15 protein-coding genes are annotated in these 15,704 nt (G+C 47.4%); 5 read left to right on the top strand and 10 right to left on the bottom strand.

Annotated elements, in window-relative coordinates; translation table 11 throughout:
• Nucleotides 1-21: 21 nt before the first annotated feature.
• A complete protein-coding gene (locus BMZ72_RS16915) occupies nucleotides 22-795 on the bottom strand; it encodes a GLPGLI family protein (protein WP_089810389.1) in 774 nt (257 codons plus the stop codon).
• A 175-nt stretch (nucleotides 796-970) separates the two neighbouring features.
• Here BMZ72_RS16915 and BMZ72_RS16910 point away from each other — a divergent pair, with 175 nt between their 5' ends.
• From BMZ72_RS16910 to BMZ72_RS16890, 5 genes are all read left to right on the top strand, one after another.
• Nucleotides 971-2,410, top strand: a complete 1,440-nt coding sequence (locus BMZ72_RS16910; RefSeq protein ID WP_089810387.1) for a sensor histidine kinase — start codon at nucleotides 971-973, stop codon at nucleotides 2,408-2,410.
• 11 nt (nucleotides 2,411-2,421) lie between these two features.
• Complete coding sequence (locus BMZ72_RS16905) at nucleotides 2,422-3,111, top strand: response regulator transcription factor (protein ID WP_089810385.1); 690 nt, start codon at nucleotides 2,422-2,424, stop codon at nucleotides 3,109-3,111.
• 16 nt (nucleotides 3,112-3,127) lie between these two features.
• A complete protein-coding gene (gene pheS / locus BMZ72_RS16900) occupies nucleotides 3,128-4,156 on the top strand; it encodes a phenylalanine--tRNA ligase subunit alpha (RefSeq protein WP_089810384.1) in 1,029 nt (342 codons plus the stop codon).
• Nucleotides 4,157-4,248: 92 nt separating this feature from the next.
• Nucleotides 4,249-5,109, top strand: coding sequence for a 3-hydroxyacyl-CoA dehydrogenase NAD-binding domain-containing protein (locus BMZ72_RS16895; RefSeq protein ID WP_089810382.1), 861 nt, complete (start codon nucleotides 4,249-4,251; stop codon nucleotides 5,107-5,109).
• Nucleotides 5,110-5,128: 19 nt separating this feature from the next.
• Nucleotides 5,129-6,106, top strand: a complete 978-nt coding sequence (locus BMZ72_RS16890) for an NAD-dependent epimerase/dehydratase family protein (RefSeq protein WP_089810379.1) — start codon at nucleotides 5,129-5,131, stop codon at nucleotides 6,104-6,106.
• Between the two features lie 9 nt (nucleotides 6,107-6,115).
• On the opposite strand, the gene BMZ72_RS16885 is transcribed toward BMZ72_RS16890, so the two are convergent.
• From BMZ72_RS16885 to ccoN, 9 genes are all read right to left on the bottom strand, one after another.
• The gene (locus BMZ72_RS16885) at nucleotides 6,116-6,790 is read right to left on the bottom strand and encodes a hypothetical protein (protein ID WP_089810377.1); all 675 of its coding nucleotides are present in this window, start codon (nucleotides 6,788-6,790) and stop codon (nucleotides 6,116-6,118) included.
• A 69-nt stretch (nucleotides 6,791-6,859) separates the two neighbouring features.
• Nucleotides 6,860-7,804, bottom strand: a complete 945-nt coding sequence (locus BMZ72_RS16880; protein ID WP_089810375.1) for a UDP-3-O-(3-hydroxymyristoyl)glucosamine N-acyltransferase — start codon at nucleotides 7,802-7,804, stop codon at nucleotides 6,860-6,862.
• Between the two features lie 485 nt (nucleotides 7,805-8,289).
• Nucleotides 8,290-9,648 carry an oxygen-independent coproporphyrinogen III oxidase gene (gene hemN, locus BMZ72_RS16875; RefSeq protein ID WP_089810373.1) on the bottom strand — a complete coding sequence of 453 codons (1,359 nt, stop codon included), beginning with the start codon at nucleotides 9,646-9,648 and terminating at the stop codon, nucleotides 8,290-8,292.
• A 1-nt stretch (nucleotide 9,649) separates the two neighbouring features.
• Nucleotides 9,650-10,366, bottom strand: coding sequence for a sulfite exporter TauE/SafE family protein (locus tag BMZ72_RS16870; protein WP_089810371.1), 717 nt, complete (start codon nucleotides 10,364-10,366; stop codon nucleotides 9,650-9,652).
• A gap of 6 nt (nucleotides 10,367-10,372) precedes the next feature.
• On the bottom strand, nucleotides 10,373-10,810 hold the full coding sequence (locus BMZ72_RS16865; protein ID WP_089810369.1) for a FixH family protein: 438 nt from the start codon (nucleotides 10,808-10,810) through the stop codon (nucleotides 10,373-10,375).
• A 24-nt stretch (nucleotides 10,811-10,834) separates the two neighbouring features.
• Nucleotides 10,835-12,217, bottom strand: coding sequence for a cytochrome c oxidase accessory protein CcoG (gene ccoG / locus BMZ72_RS16860; RefSeq protein ID WP_089810367.1), 1,383 nt, complete (start codon nucleotides 12,215-12,217; stop codon nucleotides 10,835-10,837).
• Between the two features lie 15 nt (nucleotides 12,218-12,232).
• Nucleotides 12,233-13,333 carry a cbb3-type cytochrome c oxidase N-terminal domain-containing protein gene (locus tag BMZ72_RS16855; protein ID WP_177222818.1) on the bottom strand — a complete coding sequence of 367 codons (1,101 nt, stop codon included), beginning with the start codon at nucleotides 13,331-13,333 and terminating at the stop codon, nucleotides 12,233-12,235.
• Nucleotides 13,334-13,370: 37 nt separating this feature from the next.
• Nucleotides 13,371-13,538, bottom strand: coding sequence for a CcoQ/FixQ family Cbb3-type cytochrome c oxidase assembly chaperone (locus tag BMZ72_RS16850; protein WP_089810363.1), 168 nt, complete (start codon nucleotides 13,536-13,538; stop codon nucleotides 13,371-13,373).
• A 27-nt stretch (nucleotides 13,539-13,565) separates the two neighbouring features.
• Nucleotides 13,566-15,692 (bottom strand): cytochrome-c oxidase, cbb3-type subunit I, encoded by a 2,127-nt coding sequence (gene ccoN, locus BMZ72_RS16845; protein ID WP_089810361.1) that lies wholly within the window; start codon nucleotides 15,690-15,692, stop codon nucleotides 13,566-13,568.
• Between the last annotated feature and the right edge of the window lie 12 nt (nucleotides 15,693-15,704).

The raw sequence follows: 15,704 nt of genomic DNA, 5'->3' as shown, positions 1-15,704 counted from the left end.
ATGCAAACTTACAGTTCTTAGCTAGTTTCCATTCTGCCGTTCACGGAATTTCTGCATCGCATCGCGGCGCATATCACGCATCTGGTCTTCTGTTACTTTTTCTGCATTCGCAGGTATAGAGATGTCAGTAGTGACAGGTTTAAAATCTACTTTGATCGCGTTAAAGGAGCGACGGCTACCTTCTGCGGAGAGTACTACGCCATTACCGTCAGGCAGCAGACCATTGATCGGGCTGTAGCTGAAAGGAAGATCCTGGGTGTACCACACCGTATATTCCTCGTTACGTACGGTAACAGTCGCTTTCTTACAGGTTAAACCAGCGATCTTTTTGGTTTTGTCGCTCAGTTTTGGATCTTTTGCGGGTGTATAGGCTTCTTCAGCATAATAAACCTTTGTAGTATCTTCTGGTTTAGAGAAGATCTGAAGGTATTTCTTCCCTGTCAGGTCTACATAGGCATTTCCGAAGTTACGCATGCCGCCGAAACGACCGCCGCCACCACGTGGACCATTGCCACCGGGACCGCCATTACCGCCACCAGGACGCTGACCACCAAAGTTGCCACCGCCAAAGTTAGGACGTTCTGTGTCCAGCTTGCCTTTGCCACCGGTGAAGTAGAAATGCTGGTTAAAGGTGATCACCTGCTCTTCGCCATCGCCTTCTGCACCACCACGCTGGGGCATCTTTGCATTTACCTCGTAGTCGATTACGCCGGTATTTTTATCCTGTGCAAACGCCGTCATACCAGTAAAGGCAACCAGTGCGGCGCTGAGTAGAGTCTTTGATAAGTGCTTCATATGCGCTGATTTTTTCTGATACAAAAGTCATTATTCGGTTTTCATTTGTTGGTTAAATAGCTTTATTTACTGTTAATTATTGTTAATGGGATAGAGCAGGTATAGCAGGAACCAATAGTTTTGCAGCATACCCCCTTTGCCGGGGAGCTCATCTTAACAGTGAAAATCGGCAGTTATGCGTCAGCGGATCCGCAACATTCTGATACTAATGTGTGTATGTATAGTCGGCATTTACCTGTTTCAGGGATACTGGTTATACAACTCCTATCATATACAGCTTGATCAGTTCAACAAGGACATCAATGAATCACTGCGTACGGCGGTCTTCAACAAACAGTTTGCGGATGCCCGCCGGTACTTCAGAAATTATGGGAAAGATCGCGACCGCGACTCGTTCCGCCTGTCACCACATGATATCCCTTCTCCTCCCGGAGAGCCGGATATGCGCACGATCCATCTGCAACGCGAATCAGTAACAGATACGGTTAAACGCAGACGTGACGCTCATAATGGTAATGATCCTTCCAGACGTGAATATGCGGACACGCTTGCCAGACAGATATCTGATCTGATATTGCTGAATAATCTGACCAGTGATAGTCTTAAGCTGGTAAAACTGGATTCTTTATTTACTGCCGAACTGCATTCCCGCCAGATCCTGACGGATTATTCCCTGGATACTTTTCATATTGATTTCAATGGTTTTTCAAGAGAAGGTTTCAGGGATAGTCTGCGTAAAAGACCGCCGCTGCAAACGTCCAAGATCCCGTTCAATCCTGCCAGCAATCTGTTTGTACAGGCGAAGTTTGAATCGCCCTTACAGTATATCCTGGCTAAGATGATGTGGACGCTGGTAGGATCGCTGGCACTGCTGGTACTGACCACCATCTGTTTTGTGTATATGCTGCGTACTATCCTGAAACAGAAGCGTTTGTCAGAAGTAAAGAATGATTTTATCAATAACATGACGCATGAGCTGAAAACGCCTATTGCGACCGTATACGCTGCAGTGGAAGCCATGCAGAACTTTAATGCGCTGAATGACCAGCGGAAAACCCAGACCTACCTGGATATTTCCAAGCAGGAATTACAACGTTTGTCTGATCTGGTGGAGAAAGTATTGCATATTGCAGCAGAAGAAAGAGAGGAAATAGAACTGTTCAGGGAACCGACCGATCTCAGTGAAATGATGGACAGTATCATTACCAACCATCAGCTGAAGTCCGGACGGCCGGTACAGTTCAGGTTTGACAATCTGGTAGGAGAACGTCCGGTGAAGGTGGACAGAACACACCTGACCAATGCGGTGAGTAACCTGGTAGACAACGCGATCAAATACTCCGGTGATCAGCCTTCCGTATATATAAAAACGGTATTGGAGGGAAGTAGGTTGATAATCAGGGTAAAAGATAATGGTATCGGTATCCCGAAGATCTATCAACAGAACATTTTTGATACCTTTTTCCGTGTGCCTACCGGCAATCTGCACAATGTAAAAGGATTCGGACTGGGGCTGAGTTATGTGAAGAAGATCGTGGAACTGCATGGCGGGACTATCTCCGTTAACAGCGAGCCTGAAAAAGGAAGTGAATTTATCATACAAATACTGGTTTAATACGTACAACTATGTCGAAAGTATTACTGATAGAGGATGAATGGCAATTGGGACAGATCGTGAAAGACAGCCTGGAAATGAGGGGCTTTGAGATGTTATATGCAGCGGACGGCAAAGAAGGCCTCCGTTTGTATCAGGAACATCAGCCGGATGTGGTTGTACTGGATATCATGATGCCTAATATGGATGGCTTTACGGTGACGACGGAAATCAGGAAACTGGATAAGACGACGCCGATCATTTTTCTGACCGCCAAATCCCAGACGACAGACGTGGTGAAGGGATTTGAGTTGGGAGGAAACGATTATCTGAAAAAGCCATTCAGCATGGATGAGCTGATCGTCCGCATTAAAGCGCTGCTGGAGCGGTTTAAGAATGCTTCCGGAGCAGCGCCTGCTGCCAGCAATGATAGTATCACTATTGGCCAGTATCACTTCAACTATACCAAACAGACGCTGACCCGTAATAACCATACGGAGTTTCTCTCCCACCGGGAAGCAGAGATACTGCGGCGGTTGTCGGAAAACCTGAATCAGGTAATGGAAAGGAAGACGGTTTTAATGGATCTCTGGGGAGATGACAGCTTCTTTAATGCACGGAGCATGGATGTGTTCATCACCAAACTGAGAAGGTACCTGAAAGACGACCCGAGGGTCCAGATCGTGAATATAAGGGGGGTTGGTTATAAACTGATCTTTTAAATTATCTTTGCGACCTATGGAGCAGATAGAACAGCAAATAGCTGCCTACAAACAGGAGATTCTGGCTTTTGAACCAGCCACAGCTGCGGACCTTGAACAATACCGCATCAAATTCCTTGGAACTAAAGGAATTGTTAAGGCCATGTTTGGCGAAATGAAGCAGGTACCTAACGACCGTAAAAAAGAGTTCGGACAGGTCCTGAACGGCTTTAAGCAGCTGGCAGAGGAAAGGTATACTCAATTCGAGCACCTGAAGGAAAACGGCGCTGCCGCCAGTACCGATATTGACCTGACACTGCCGGAAGAGCCACACAGACTGGGTTCCCGTCACCCGATCAGCGTAGTAAGAAATAAGATCATCAGCATATTTGAACGTCTGGGTTTTGCGATTGCAGAAGGTCCTGAGATAGAGGACGACTGGCATAACTTCACGGCGTTAAATCTTCCGGAAAACCATCCTGCCCGTGATATGCAGGATACGTTTTACATCAGCAAACATCCGGACTGGCTGCTGCGTACCCATACCTCCTCCGTACAGGTAAGAGCGATGGAGTCAGGCAAGCTGCCTATCCGTATCATTTGTCCGGGTCGTGTATACCGTAATGAGACGATCTCTGCGAGAGCGCACTGCTTCTTCCATCAGGTAGAAGGATTGTATATCGATGAGAATGTGTCATTTGCGGACCTGAAACAGACGCTTTACCACTTCGTGAAAGAGCTGTTTGGAGATACTACCCGTATCCGTTTCCGTCCCTCCTATTTCCCATTCACAGAACCAAGTGCAGAAATGGATATTTCCTGCCAGATCTGTGGTGGTTCCGGCTGTAACGTTTGTAAACATACCGGCTGGGTAGAGATCCTGGGATGTGGTATGGTGCATCCGAAAGTGCTGGAAAACTGTGGTATCGATCCGGAGAAATATACCGGCTTTGCTTTCGGTATGGGTATCGAGCGTATCACCATGTTGAATTATCAGATCAAAGACCTGCGCCTGTTCTCAGAGAACGATACAAGGTTCCTGGAGCAGTTTGAAGGAGCGCTTTGACCGTAGACTATATTCTTTTTACAAGGAGAAAACGCGCGATCGATGTACCGCCGTTTTCTCCTTTGTTTTTTTACCCCAGAAAAAATTCCACTATGATAACGATCGATCAGATAAAAACTATCGTTGTATGCGGCGCCGGTACAATGGGGGCAGGTATCGCTCAGGTAGCAGCGATGAGCGGATATAATGCTGTTCTTTATGACCTGGAGACGGCTGCGCTGGAGAATGGAGAGCGGAATATCACAAAGAGCCTGGATAATCTGATCAGCAAAGGCCGTATGACCCCGGAAGAAAAAGAAGCTATCCTGCAACGGCTTATCATTACCAGAGATGTCAGACGATGCCAGGCAGATGTCGTTATTGAGGCTATTGTAGAACGGCCGGATATTAAAAAGGACCTGTTTAAACAGCTGGCAGAAGTCAACGGACGGGATACTATTTTTGCCAGCAATACCTCTTCCCTTTCCATCTCACTTATTGCAAAAGACATGGCGCATCCGGAGCGGGTGGCCGGGATGCATTTTTTTAATCCGGCGCCTTTGATGAAGCTGGTGGAAATTGTAAGCGGCGATGAAACTGCGCCTGCAGTAGCGGAGCTGTTATATACCCTGGCAGGTAAAATGGGAAAAACACCCGTAATGGTGAAAGATACGCCGGGTTTTATTGTGAACAGAGTAGCGCGGCACTACTATCTGGAGGCGATGCAGATAGCCACAGAAGGAGTCGCTGACTATAAAAAGATTGACCGTCTGTTGGAGAGCGCAGGCTTCCGTATGGGGCCTTTCGCCCTCATGGACCTGATCGGTAATGATGTGAATCTGGCGGTTACCCGTTCGATTTATGCCGCTTTTGACCAGGCGCCCCGCTTTACACCCAGTCCGTTACAGATAAAGAAAGTAGAAGAAGGTGCCCTCGGAAAGAAAACCGGGAAGGGATTTTATAATTATCTTTGATGCAAACGGGACTTACTTCATGATTTTAGTAACGGGAGGAACAGGTTTTTTAGGCAGTCATTTATTACGGAAACTGGTGAATGTCGGGCAGCCGGTACGTGCATTGTACCGCAGGGAAATTCCTCAGCAGGTAAAAGATATTCAGCATAAGATAGAATGGTTTCAGGGAGATGTACTGGACGTTATCTCACTGGAAGAGGCAATGGTGGGGATAGACAGGGTCTATCACTGTGCTGCTGTTGTGTCTTTTAGTCCCGGAGAGCATGCCACGATGATGAAAGTGAATGTGGAGGGTACTGCGAATGTTGTTAACATGGCCATTGACGCCCGTGTCAGAAAGCTGGTGCATGTCAGTTCCGTTGCTGCTCTGGGAAGAGCCAAAGCGGGTAAACTGGATGAATCATGTGAGTGGCAGGAAAGTAAGAACAATTCCAGGTATGCTGTCAGTAAATATTTCTCAGAGATGGAAGTATGGAGAGGCCGTGCCGAAGGACTTGAGGTCGCGATTGTAAACCCGAGTATCATCCTGGGGTCAGGTTATTGGAGTGATGGCTCGGGAGCGCTGATCAAAAACGCCTGGAAAGAATTTCCTTACTATACCGAGGGCATTAATGGATTTACCGATGTAAGGGATGTAGCAGAGGTGATGTACCGTTTGATGGAAAGTGATATCGACGGCGAACGTTTTGTAGTTTCTACCGATAACTGGAAATACTATGATCTGTTCCGGCAGATGGCGGAGCAACTGGGTAAGAAAGCGCCACACATACCGGTAAAACCATGGATGGCTGAAATTGTTTGGAGAATGGAAGCGTTGAAGAGCAAGATCACCGGTAAGAAGAGCATTCTCACAAAGGAAACCGCCCGTACCGCACAAATGCAGGTTTTTTATAATAGTGATAAAATGCAGCAGGCATTGCCTGATTTTACGTATATACCCCTTGAAAAGACGATTGCTGACATGTGCAAAGCCTTTTTACAGGACCAAAAACAATAATAAACAAGATTATCTGACAAGCAGCGCGCCAATGGCCGCTGCCAGAATAGGTTGAAGCGCATTTCCCTCCATATCCGCGCTCATCCATACACGGGGATGTTCTCCCGTCACTACAGCTGCCACTACCTGTTTACGGAGGTGGAATTCATAACAGATATTTTCATAGGAATTACGGGCGCCAAAACGGTTGTTTGCTGTAACACGCAGCTCCGTCTCTGGAGAACGCAGTACGCCTGCCGGTTTATTGTCGTTCAGCTCCAGGTAATTCATATCCTTCAGGATAAGCTGCCATTGCTTTAACGGCTCGTTTTTAGCCGCATTGATGCCTATGTAGGAGAAGAGTGCAGTCGCGGGCATTTTGTCCAGAAATGAGGGCAGAGAGAGTCCGGAAAAGGCAATATGGGCCGCTTGTGCCACTTGTATAAGTATGTCCTGCTCCTGGCCTTTAACCCGGATATTAAATGCATGCTGGGGCGATTTGATGAAAGAGAGGTCAATATCCCGGTCGATACCATTTTTGCGGGAGGAGGTGCTATAAGTGCCGAAGGTAAGGGTACGGGCAGTGAACCAGCCATCGTCGATCTTTACCGGCCATTCCTGTGAAGCATCATACAATCCTTTCTGGGAAAAGCCAGCTGTAACAGAGGCAATAACGAGTACTACTGTAAGGAGATAACGGAACATATGTCGTGATTAAACAAACAAAAAGGCTTCATGCATTCTGTCTGCATGAAGCCTCTTTTATAGAGAATATCAATTGCCATTCAGCTTTTGCCAGATCTCAGGGATACGTTTGATCCAGGAGAGCTCTTTCATTTTGGTACGGGCATCTTCTACCGGCGAGCCAAAATAAGTCTTACCTCCTTCGAGAGAAGCAGGAACACCACTTTGTGCGAGCACGATGGCGCCTTTACCGATGGTAAGGTCTTTGGATACACCGACCTGACCCCAGAGTATTACGTTGTCTTCGATGTGCGCTTTACCACCTACACCTACCTGACCAGCGAAGAGACAGTTACGGCCGATCACCGTACCGTGACCTATATGGATCATGTTATCGAATTTTGTGCCACGACCGATGATGGTATCGCCACTCACCCCTTTGTCTATCGTACAGCTTGCGCCGATTTCCACATCATCTTCGATGATCACCCTTCCACAGCTTTCCAGTTTGTCGTACATCACTTCCCTGTTCGCTCTTTTCTTGAAGTAGAAAGCATCCGCTCCTATCACGCTACCGGCATGTATGATCACATTGTTACCGATGATGGAGTTGTCGTAAATAGTTACGTTCGGATGAATGATGCAGTTGGTGCCAATGGTTACGTTATTACCGATGAATACATTCGGCTGTATGATAGTGCCCTCGCCTATTACAGCGGTATCGCTGATGGGACTGGTGGCAGGTTGGAATGGGCGGAAGCGTTTAACCAGTTTTACATAAGCGCTGAATGGATCGTCTGTTATCAGTAACACTTTACCCGGAGGGCAGGCAACTTTTTTATTGATGATGATAATCGTCGCCGCAGAACGCAGACAGGCATCATAGTACTTTTCGAAATCCACGAAAGAGATGTCACCTGGTTCAACCTTATGTATCTCGTTGATGCCGGTGGCCATCAGTTTCTCGTCGCCTTCCAGCGTAGCGCCTATGAATGCTGCTATTTCCGTTACCGCGATCGGTTCGTTAAACTTCATGTTTTCTGTTGTTTAGTAAGGCAAAGGTAGTAGAGAATCCGATATTATTATTCAAGCGTTACGTTTCATGAAGATGAGAGATCAAGTTTTAACGCTTCTTTGTAACTGTTGTTATCCACACTTTTTTTAGTGGTGTGAATAAAAAAGTTTGCAATTTTTTTCTTTTGTGATGAAATTCTTTTTAATATTGTGTAGGGAATTTTTGTTCCCTGTACTTACTAACCCATTCACATAACAAGAAAGTCTGATTGTAAACACGGTCAGACTTTTTTAATGCCCGCCAGAATCCGCGCCCCACAAGCATTTCCGCCGATCATACTTTCTGAATTTTCATTGCTTCAATTAGCAGCCCTAAGCTGTTTTTATCGTGCCTGATATCTGCTGTTTAGAAATTCCATTTTTTGGAAAAAGTATCCCGCATTTGGATAACGGGATACTGTTGCTTATAAAGTGATAAGAATGAAGTAAATAAGTGAAAGTTTATATCAGATTGCATTGCTGAAGAGTTGGGATTGCGGTAACTTTCTCCATAAGCGGGCATCAAAAGCCATACAGATATTACGAATGAAAGGTCTACCTTTTTCTGTGACGGTAACGCTACCGGACTGTATATCCACCAAACCGTCTTTCTCAAGCTCAGTAAGCCTTTGCAGGCTTTCTTCCATTACGTTGCCAGTGTTGTTGTCAGGAGTCCAGCGGGTACCTAAACCACACATGAGTGCGTGGATATGACGACGGAGGAGCAGATCTTCCGTATCAAGAATGTGTCCTCTCACAACAGGGAACTGACCACTGTTGACCAGTTGTTGCCAGGTAGCGATCTTCTTTTCATTCTGTGCATATGCATACCAGCTATCTCCTATTGAAGACGCGCCTAACCCTATCATCAGTGAGGTATGGTGATCGGTATAACCCATGAAATTCCTGTGCAGTGAACCCTGCTTGCAGGCATGGTATAAGCTGTCGTGCGGGAGGGCAAAGTGGTCCATACCAATCTCTGTATAACCGCTTTCGGCAAACATTGTTTTACCCAGTTCATAGAGTGCTCTTTTCTCTTCGTCCTTAGGGAGATCTTCTTCAGCATATCGCCTTTGTCCGACACCTTTCACCCAGGGTACATGCGCATAACTGTAGAAGGAAATTCTATCCGGCCGCAGCTGCATGACTTTGCTGATGGTATCTTTTACGCTTGTGATAGTCTGTAGTGGTAATCCATACACCAGGTCATAGTTGATAGAGGTATAACCGATCTCTCTGGCGATCGCCGTCACCTCTTCCACCGTTTCATAAGGTTGTATACGATTGATGATATCCTGTACCTGCGGATCGAAATCCTGGATGCCAAGGCTCATACGACGGAAGCCGAGATGATAGAGCGTCAGCATGTGCTCCCTCGTGGTGTTATTTGGATGTCCTTCAAAACTGAGAGTAGCATCAGGCAGCAGGTCGGCCTGCATGTAAAGACCTGATAAAAGCCGGTGGAGATTTTCAGGACTGAAGAAAGTCGGCGTACCTCCACCGAGATGTATTTCCCTGATACGTGGCCGTTGCCTGAACAGTTCCACATACAATGACCATTCCTGCAGCAATGACGCAATATAAGGCGCTTCTACCCCGTGATTGACCGTAATATGCTTATTGCAGCCACAGTATGTACACAACTGTTCACAATAAGGCAGGTGGATGTAAATGCTGATCCCTTCGGTGTCATTGGTGGCGCGGAAAGATTGCAGCAAAGTCTGCTTCCAGCTGTCGGTACCGAAAGAGGATTCATCCCAGTAGGGTACAGTGGGATAACTGGTATAGCGGGGAGCAGCAGTATTATATTTTCTGATGAGTTGCATGTCAGGAAGGTTTATAACAGTGTTGCATTACCCTTTCGTTGGGAGCAGGTAATGCCGGACTGACGTAAGGAATGTTAAGATTGAGCCCACGCATGATCAGGAGCAACGCCATGACGGTCATCGCGTAGGGTATACAGCGACGTAAACGGTTACGCAGGTTGATACTGATAAGATCGTTGCTCCAGGTAATAGCGATCATTGCTGGTAAGGTCCCCAGCCCGAATGCCATCATGAACAGTGCTCCCTGTAGGTAGCTACCGGTAGCAATAGCGCCGGTAACCGCAAACCAGACAAGTCCGCAGGGTAAGAGTCCGTTCAGGAAACCGATGCCATACAGCGTGCGTAATTGTCTGCGCCGCAGGAGATCGCCCAGCATTCTTTTGATATGGCGATCATAAAAGCGGGTGTTCATCCGGATATGCACCTTATTCAGGACGTAGCGGCATAAGATGAACAGCAGCATACCACAACCCAGTGCCACTGACAGCCACTGCTGCAATCCTCCCAGGAAGAATTGTCGTCCAAGCCATCCGGCGATCGTGCCGGGAATAGCATATGCCGTGATCCTGCCGGCATTGTAGAGGAGAATGCCTGTTTGTTTACGTACACCATCCAGGTGCTGTACCGGTAAAGTGAGCGCAATGGGTCCACACATACCAATGCAGTGGAAGCTGCCGATGAAACCCATCGATAAGGCGTATAACAAGGTCAGGAACATGCGGTGTTAGTTGATAGTGACTAAGTTCTCCTGGAAGTAGTTTTTACCACCAGCTTCCCATTGTAACTGCACCCGGTAGTTTCCTTTCTGAAAACTCCGTTTGCTGACCAGCATCAGTCCGTTTTCGTCCGTTTTGAGTGGAACGGAAACATCCTGACGGGAATCGGATGCGCGGTAGAATAATACAGTGCCTTTCAGGGCTACCCCGTGCATTTCTGCCGGGAAGAGCACCCCTATGGATTGTACTGACTGGTTGATGCTGACAGGCGTGGAAAGAGCCTGTGCCTCCCTCCTGCCATCGATCACCTGCTGGTACTTCAGTTCCTCGGCATAGTAGTCGGGAGTGACCATATCGATGCGTGTGTGCATACTTTTGGTGACCAGGGTAAGGATGCCTGCTGCAAAGAGTATGAATACGATGATGATTTTATGACCCCAGTTCATGACTGTAAATTTTACGTTTGTGAATTATCTGGCCGGTCCCAGAAATGTTGTGTTGAGTGTACCGGTCTTTTTATCTCCTTCATAGAGGGAAATGCGAAGAGGCGTCTTACGTTTACCGATCGCTGTACGGGGGAGGATCACAAAGAAAATACCCTCGCCCTGATCTTCTTCTTTTACTAGTATCTGCGGGTGTCCCAGCAGCTCTATTTTGCCATTTACGTCTTCCAGTCTGAGCGTCAGCGGAATGTCGGCGGTTGTCTTGTTGACAAGTTTGATACGGTACAGATTGGAGATACTGTCGGCTCCTCTTTCCTGGTATAACATACCCGCTGTGCGGATAATTGTACCACTGACAGGTTTGCGGCTGGCCAACATCCAGGTGATGGCGGTCAATAAAACAAGCAGTATGGAAGTATATACCTTCAGCCGTGGCGTGAAGCGTAATGGTTGCTTATTGGCGATACCATTTTCGGATGCGTAACGGATGAGGTTCAGCGGCCGGCCTACCTTTTCCATCATGAAATTACAGGCGTCAATGCAGGCCGTACAACTTACACATTCGAGTTGTGTACCGTTACGGATGTCGATACCGGTCGGACAAACCTTCACACACTGATTACAGTCGATGCAGTCCCCCAGATTGTTGTCCGCATTCTTTTTGAAATGTCCGCGGGGCTCACCTCTGGTGTAGTCATAGGCGACTACGACAGAATCCCTGTCCAGTAATACACCCTGTAAGCGTCCATATGGACATACGATGGTGCATACCTGCTCTCTGAAAAAGGCATATACGCTATAGAATACGCCTGCAAAAACGATCATGGTTGTCAATCCGCCAGCATGTTCAGCTACTGGTCCGGTAATGATCGCTGTCAGGCTTTTAATACCGATGATGTAAGCCAGGAAGGTGTTGGCAATCAGGAACGAGAGTAGATAAAAGAGGATGTGCTTACTGGTTTTCTTTACTATCTTATCAGTATTCCAGGGCGCCTGTCGCAGCATTTTCTGTGCGGCTGCGTCTCCTTCGATCCAATATTCTATTCTGCGGAACAGCATCTCCATAAAGATGGTTTGCGGACATGCCCATCCGCAGAACAGGCGGCCAAAGGCCATGGTAAATAATACGATAAACAGGATAAAGGCCACCATGGCCAGCCCGAAAATGAAAAAATCCTGTGGCCAGAATATGGCGCCAAACAGGATAAACCGGCCTTCTACAACATTGAATAAAAACAGGGGCCGGCCGTTCAACTGAATGAACGGTCCGGCAAAAAACGCAAGAAAATAAAGGAAGCTCAGCACACTCCTTGCGTTATAAAATTTCCCTTTCGGTTGCTGGCTGAATATCCAGCTTCTTTTTCCCTGTCTATCAACAGTAGCGATGCTATCTCTGAACGTTTCTTCCATCACAAATGCTTTTTCTTATTCTTTGTCCAATGCGCCCTGTGCTTCTTTCGGATTAGGAGGATTGGAACCATGAATGCTTTTGATATAGCTGGCCAGTTGCGCCAGTTGTTTCGGTGAGAAGTCATCTTTCCACGACTTCATCCCTTTTTCAGGAACACCGTACTTGATGGTGGAGAAGACGGCTTTCAGTTTTCCTCCGTGCAACCAGTGATCGTCGGTAAGGTTAGGCCCTACAATTCCCTGTCCCTGTGCGCCGTGACAAGGAGCGCAATTAGAGGAGAACAATTTTTGTGCGGTAGCGATATCATCTGCGCCGGTCAGCAGGGTGACGTTGTTTTCGTCAATATTGTTGGCGGCGTTTTTCAGGTATTCTTCTTTTGCTTCAGCAGCAGCTGCTTCCGCGATGGCCAGTTCTTCCAGCTGAGAGGGAGCGGAATGTGAGATCTGGAAGCGCCATACATAGATAACCGCAAATACCACACTGCAGTAGAAGCCCCATCTCCACCAGGGAGGCGTCGGGTTGTTCAGTTCGCGGATACCATCATAATCATGGCCCATATCTTCATCCTGTTCGGATGCCTCATCCAGCGTTCTGGTGTCATTCAGACGTTCAAACCAATGTTTTACAGGTTTGCCGGGAACTGCTACTTTTTGTTTCCTTTTCCTTTCCATACCCACCAGTACACGTAATGTGTAGAGCAGGGAGAAGATGATCATGATCTGTAACGCGATCACAGAGATCAGGAGGTAAAAAGAGGTATCAGAAAGTCCACTGATGATAGGCGCAACGGTAACCGCAGCTTCCGCTGTTTCCTTTGCATCCTGTGCAAACAGGCTGTTGGCGGAAAGTATGCCGGCGAAGAGCAGTATAGTGGTGACAACTGTTTTGCTCTTTTCGCTTTTCACACGTTCCCTGTAGATATCCATCGCACTGATCACAGCGCTGCCAAGTACAACGATTGCGATGAGTAGTCCGATGATGACAGTCAGTAACACAATCGCAACCGGATGTCCCAGCTCTGATGGTGGCTCAGGTTTGTATTGTGCTGCTGCGGGCAGGGCGCTCAGCAGGCACAGGGAGAAAAGGCTAGTTATAGTGATTGATTTCTTGTTCATAATGTTGCAATTGGAGAATAGTAAAATGCGCATGTTGTCATCGGTGATCATCCAGCGGGATGTTGCTGATATGATCTATCATGCCCTTATCTGCTTTGAATGCCCAGAAGGCCGCCAGTACAAAGAATACTGTAAAGATGACCAGGGAGGAAAGCGGATAAATGCTTACGCCGGTGATGGATTCCAGGTAGTTGATAAACTTCATGTCTTGCTTGATTTACAATTGTTCAGATTATTTTTTCTCCGCGATTGTATTCGATTTGATGTCTGTACCCAGGCGTTGCAGATAAGCGATCAGTGCGACGATCTCTTTGTCTGAGGATACTTCCAGCTTATCTTTTTTCAGCGTTGCTGCAATCGCTTCTCCCTGTAGCTGCATGTCAGCATTTGCTTTTGCTTCATAACCCTCAGGATAAGGCACGCCCAGTTTGCGCATAGCGTTGATCATCGCCGGTGTTTTGGCTTTGTCGATCTTCTCGTCAAATAACCATGGATATTGCGGCATGATAGAACCAGGAGACATGGAGGTCGGATCGAGCATGTGGTTGTAATGCCAGGAGTGCGGATACTTTCCTCCTATTCTCGCCAGGTCCGGACCAGTTCTTTTTGAACCCCACTGGAACGGATGATCATAAATGAATTCACCGGCTTTGGAGTATTCACCGTAACGGGCTACCTCATCACGGAAAGGACGGATCATCTGGGAGTGACAGGTGTAACAGCCTTCTCTGATGTATACGTCACGACCGTGCAGTTCAAGCGGGGTGTATGGTTTTACGCTGGTGATAGTAGGAATATTGCTTCTTATAAGGAAGGTCGGGATCAGTTCCAGGATACCACCTATGCCGACTACGATCAGACTGAAAACAGCAAGCTGTATAGGTCTGCGTTCGATCCAGTTATGCCAGTGAGATTTACCATGTGTATGTACTTCTTTTGGCAATGGAGCTGCTTCTGCTGGTTCGTTGGCAACGAATGATCCGCTGCGGACAGTCTTAGCCAGGTTGAAGATCATTAGTATGACGCCGGAGATATACAATACGCCACCTAATCCGCGAAGTGCATACATCGGAATAATGGTTGCTACGGTTTCCAGGAACTGGAATTTCAGTTGTCCTTCCGGTGTAAACTGTTTCCACATCATACTCTGTGTGAAGGCAGCCCAGTACAGCGGAATAACATAGAAGATAATACCCAGTGTACCCAGCCAGAAGTGGGTGTTGGCCCATTTGCGGGAATACAGTTGTGTAGAGAACAGGCGGGGTAACATCCAGTACAGGATACCGAATGTGAGGAACCCATTCCATCCCAATGCGCCTACGTGTACGTGTGCGATGGTCCAGTCAGTATAGTGGCTGATCGCGTTCACATTTTTCAGTGACAGCATCGGGCCTTCAAAGGTAGCCATACCATAGCAGGTCAGTGCTACTACGAAGAATTTGAGGATAGCGTCTTCTCTTACACGGTCCCATGCGCCACGCAGTGTCAGCAGACCATTCAGCATACCACCCCAGGATGGAGCGATCAGCATGATAGAGAATACAGTTCCCAGTGATTGTGCCCACTCGGGTAATGCGGTGTATAACAGGTGGTGAGGTCCTGCCCAGATATAGATGAATATCAGTGCCCAGAAGTGGATAATAGACCAGCGGTAAGAATATACCGGTCTGTTAGCCGCTTTAGGCACGAAGTAATACATGAGTCCAAGGTAAGGTGTGGTCAGAAAGAAGGCCACGGCATTGTGTCCATACCACCATTGTACCAGCGCGTCCTGTACACCTGCATACCAGGAGTAACTTTTCAGGAAGGAAACCGGCATTTCAAAGGAGTTCACAATGTGCAGCATCGCGATAGCTACCCATGTACCGATGTAAAACCAGATGGCAACATAGAGGTGCATTTCACGACGACGGAGGATCGTACCGAGCATGTTAGCACCGAACACCACCCAGATCAGCGTGATAGCGATATCGAAAGGCCATTCCAGTTCTGCATATTCTTTACCGGTAGTACAACCCATCAGCAGTGTGATAGCGCCACCTGCGATGATGGCCTGCCATCCCCAGAAGTGGATCTTACTCAGCAGATCGCTGAACATGCGTGCTTTACAGAGACGTTGCAGGGAGTAATACACACCCATGAATATACCGTTACCTACAAAGGCGAAGATGACAGCGTTGGTGTGAACGGGCCTCAGACGGCCAAATGTTGTAGGTGCATAGCCAAGATTCAGATCGGGCAACACGAGCGCCAGTGCAGCCCATAATCCGGCAAGCATACCGACCAGCCCCCAGCCGATACAGGCGTATGCAAACCATTTCACGGTACGGTTATCGTACGAAAATTTTTCGAGAGACATGTTTGTTCAATT

Origin of the sequence: Chitinophaga sp. YR627 (assembly GCF_900114995.1) — a bacterium.
In the GTDB taxonomy this organism is placed as follows: domain Bacteria; phylum Bacteroidota; class Bacteroidia; order Chitinophagales; family Chitinophagaceae; genus Chitinophaga.
Note: the sequence above shows the minus strand (reverse complement) of the source record. Positions and strands in the feature narration are given on the sequence as shown.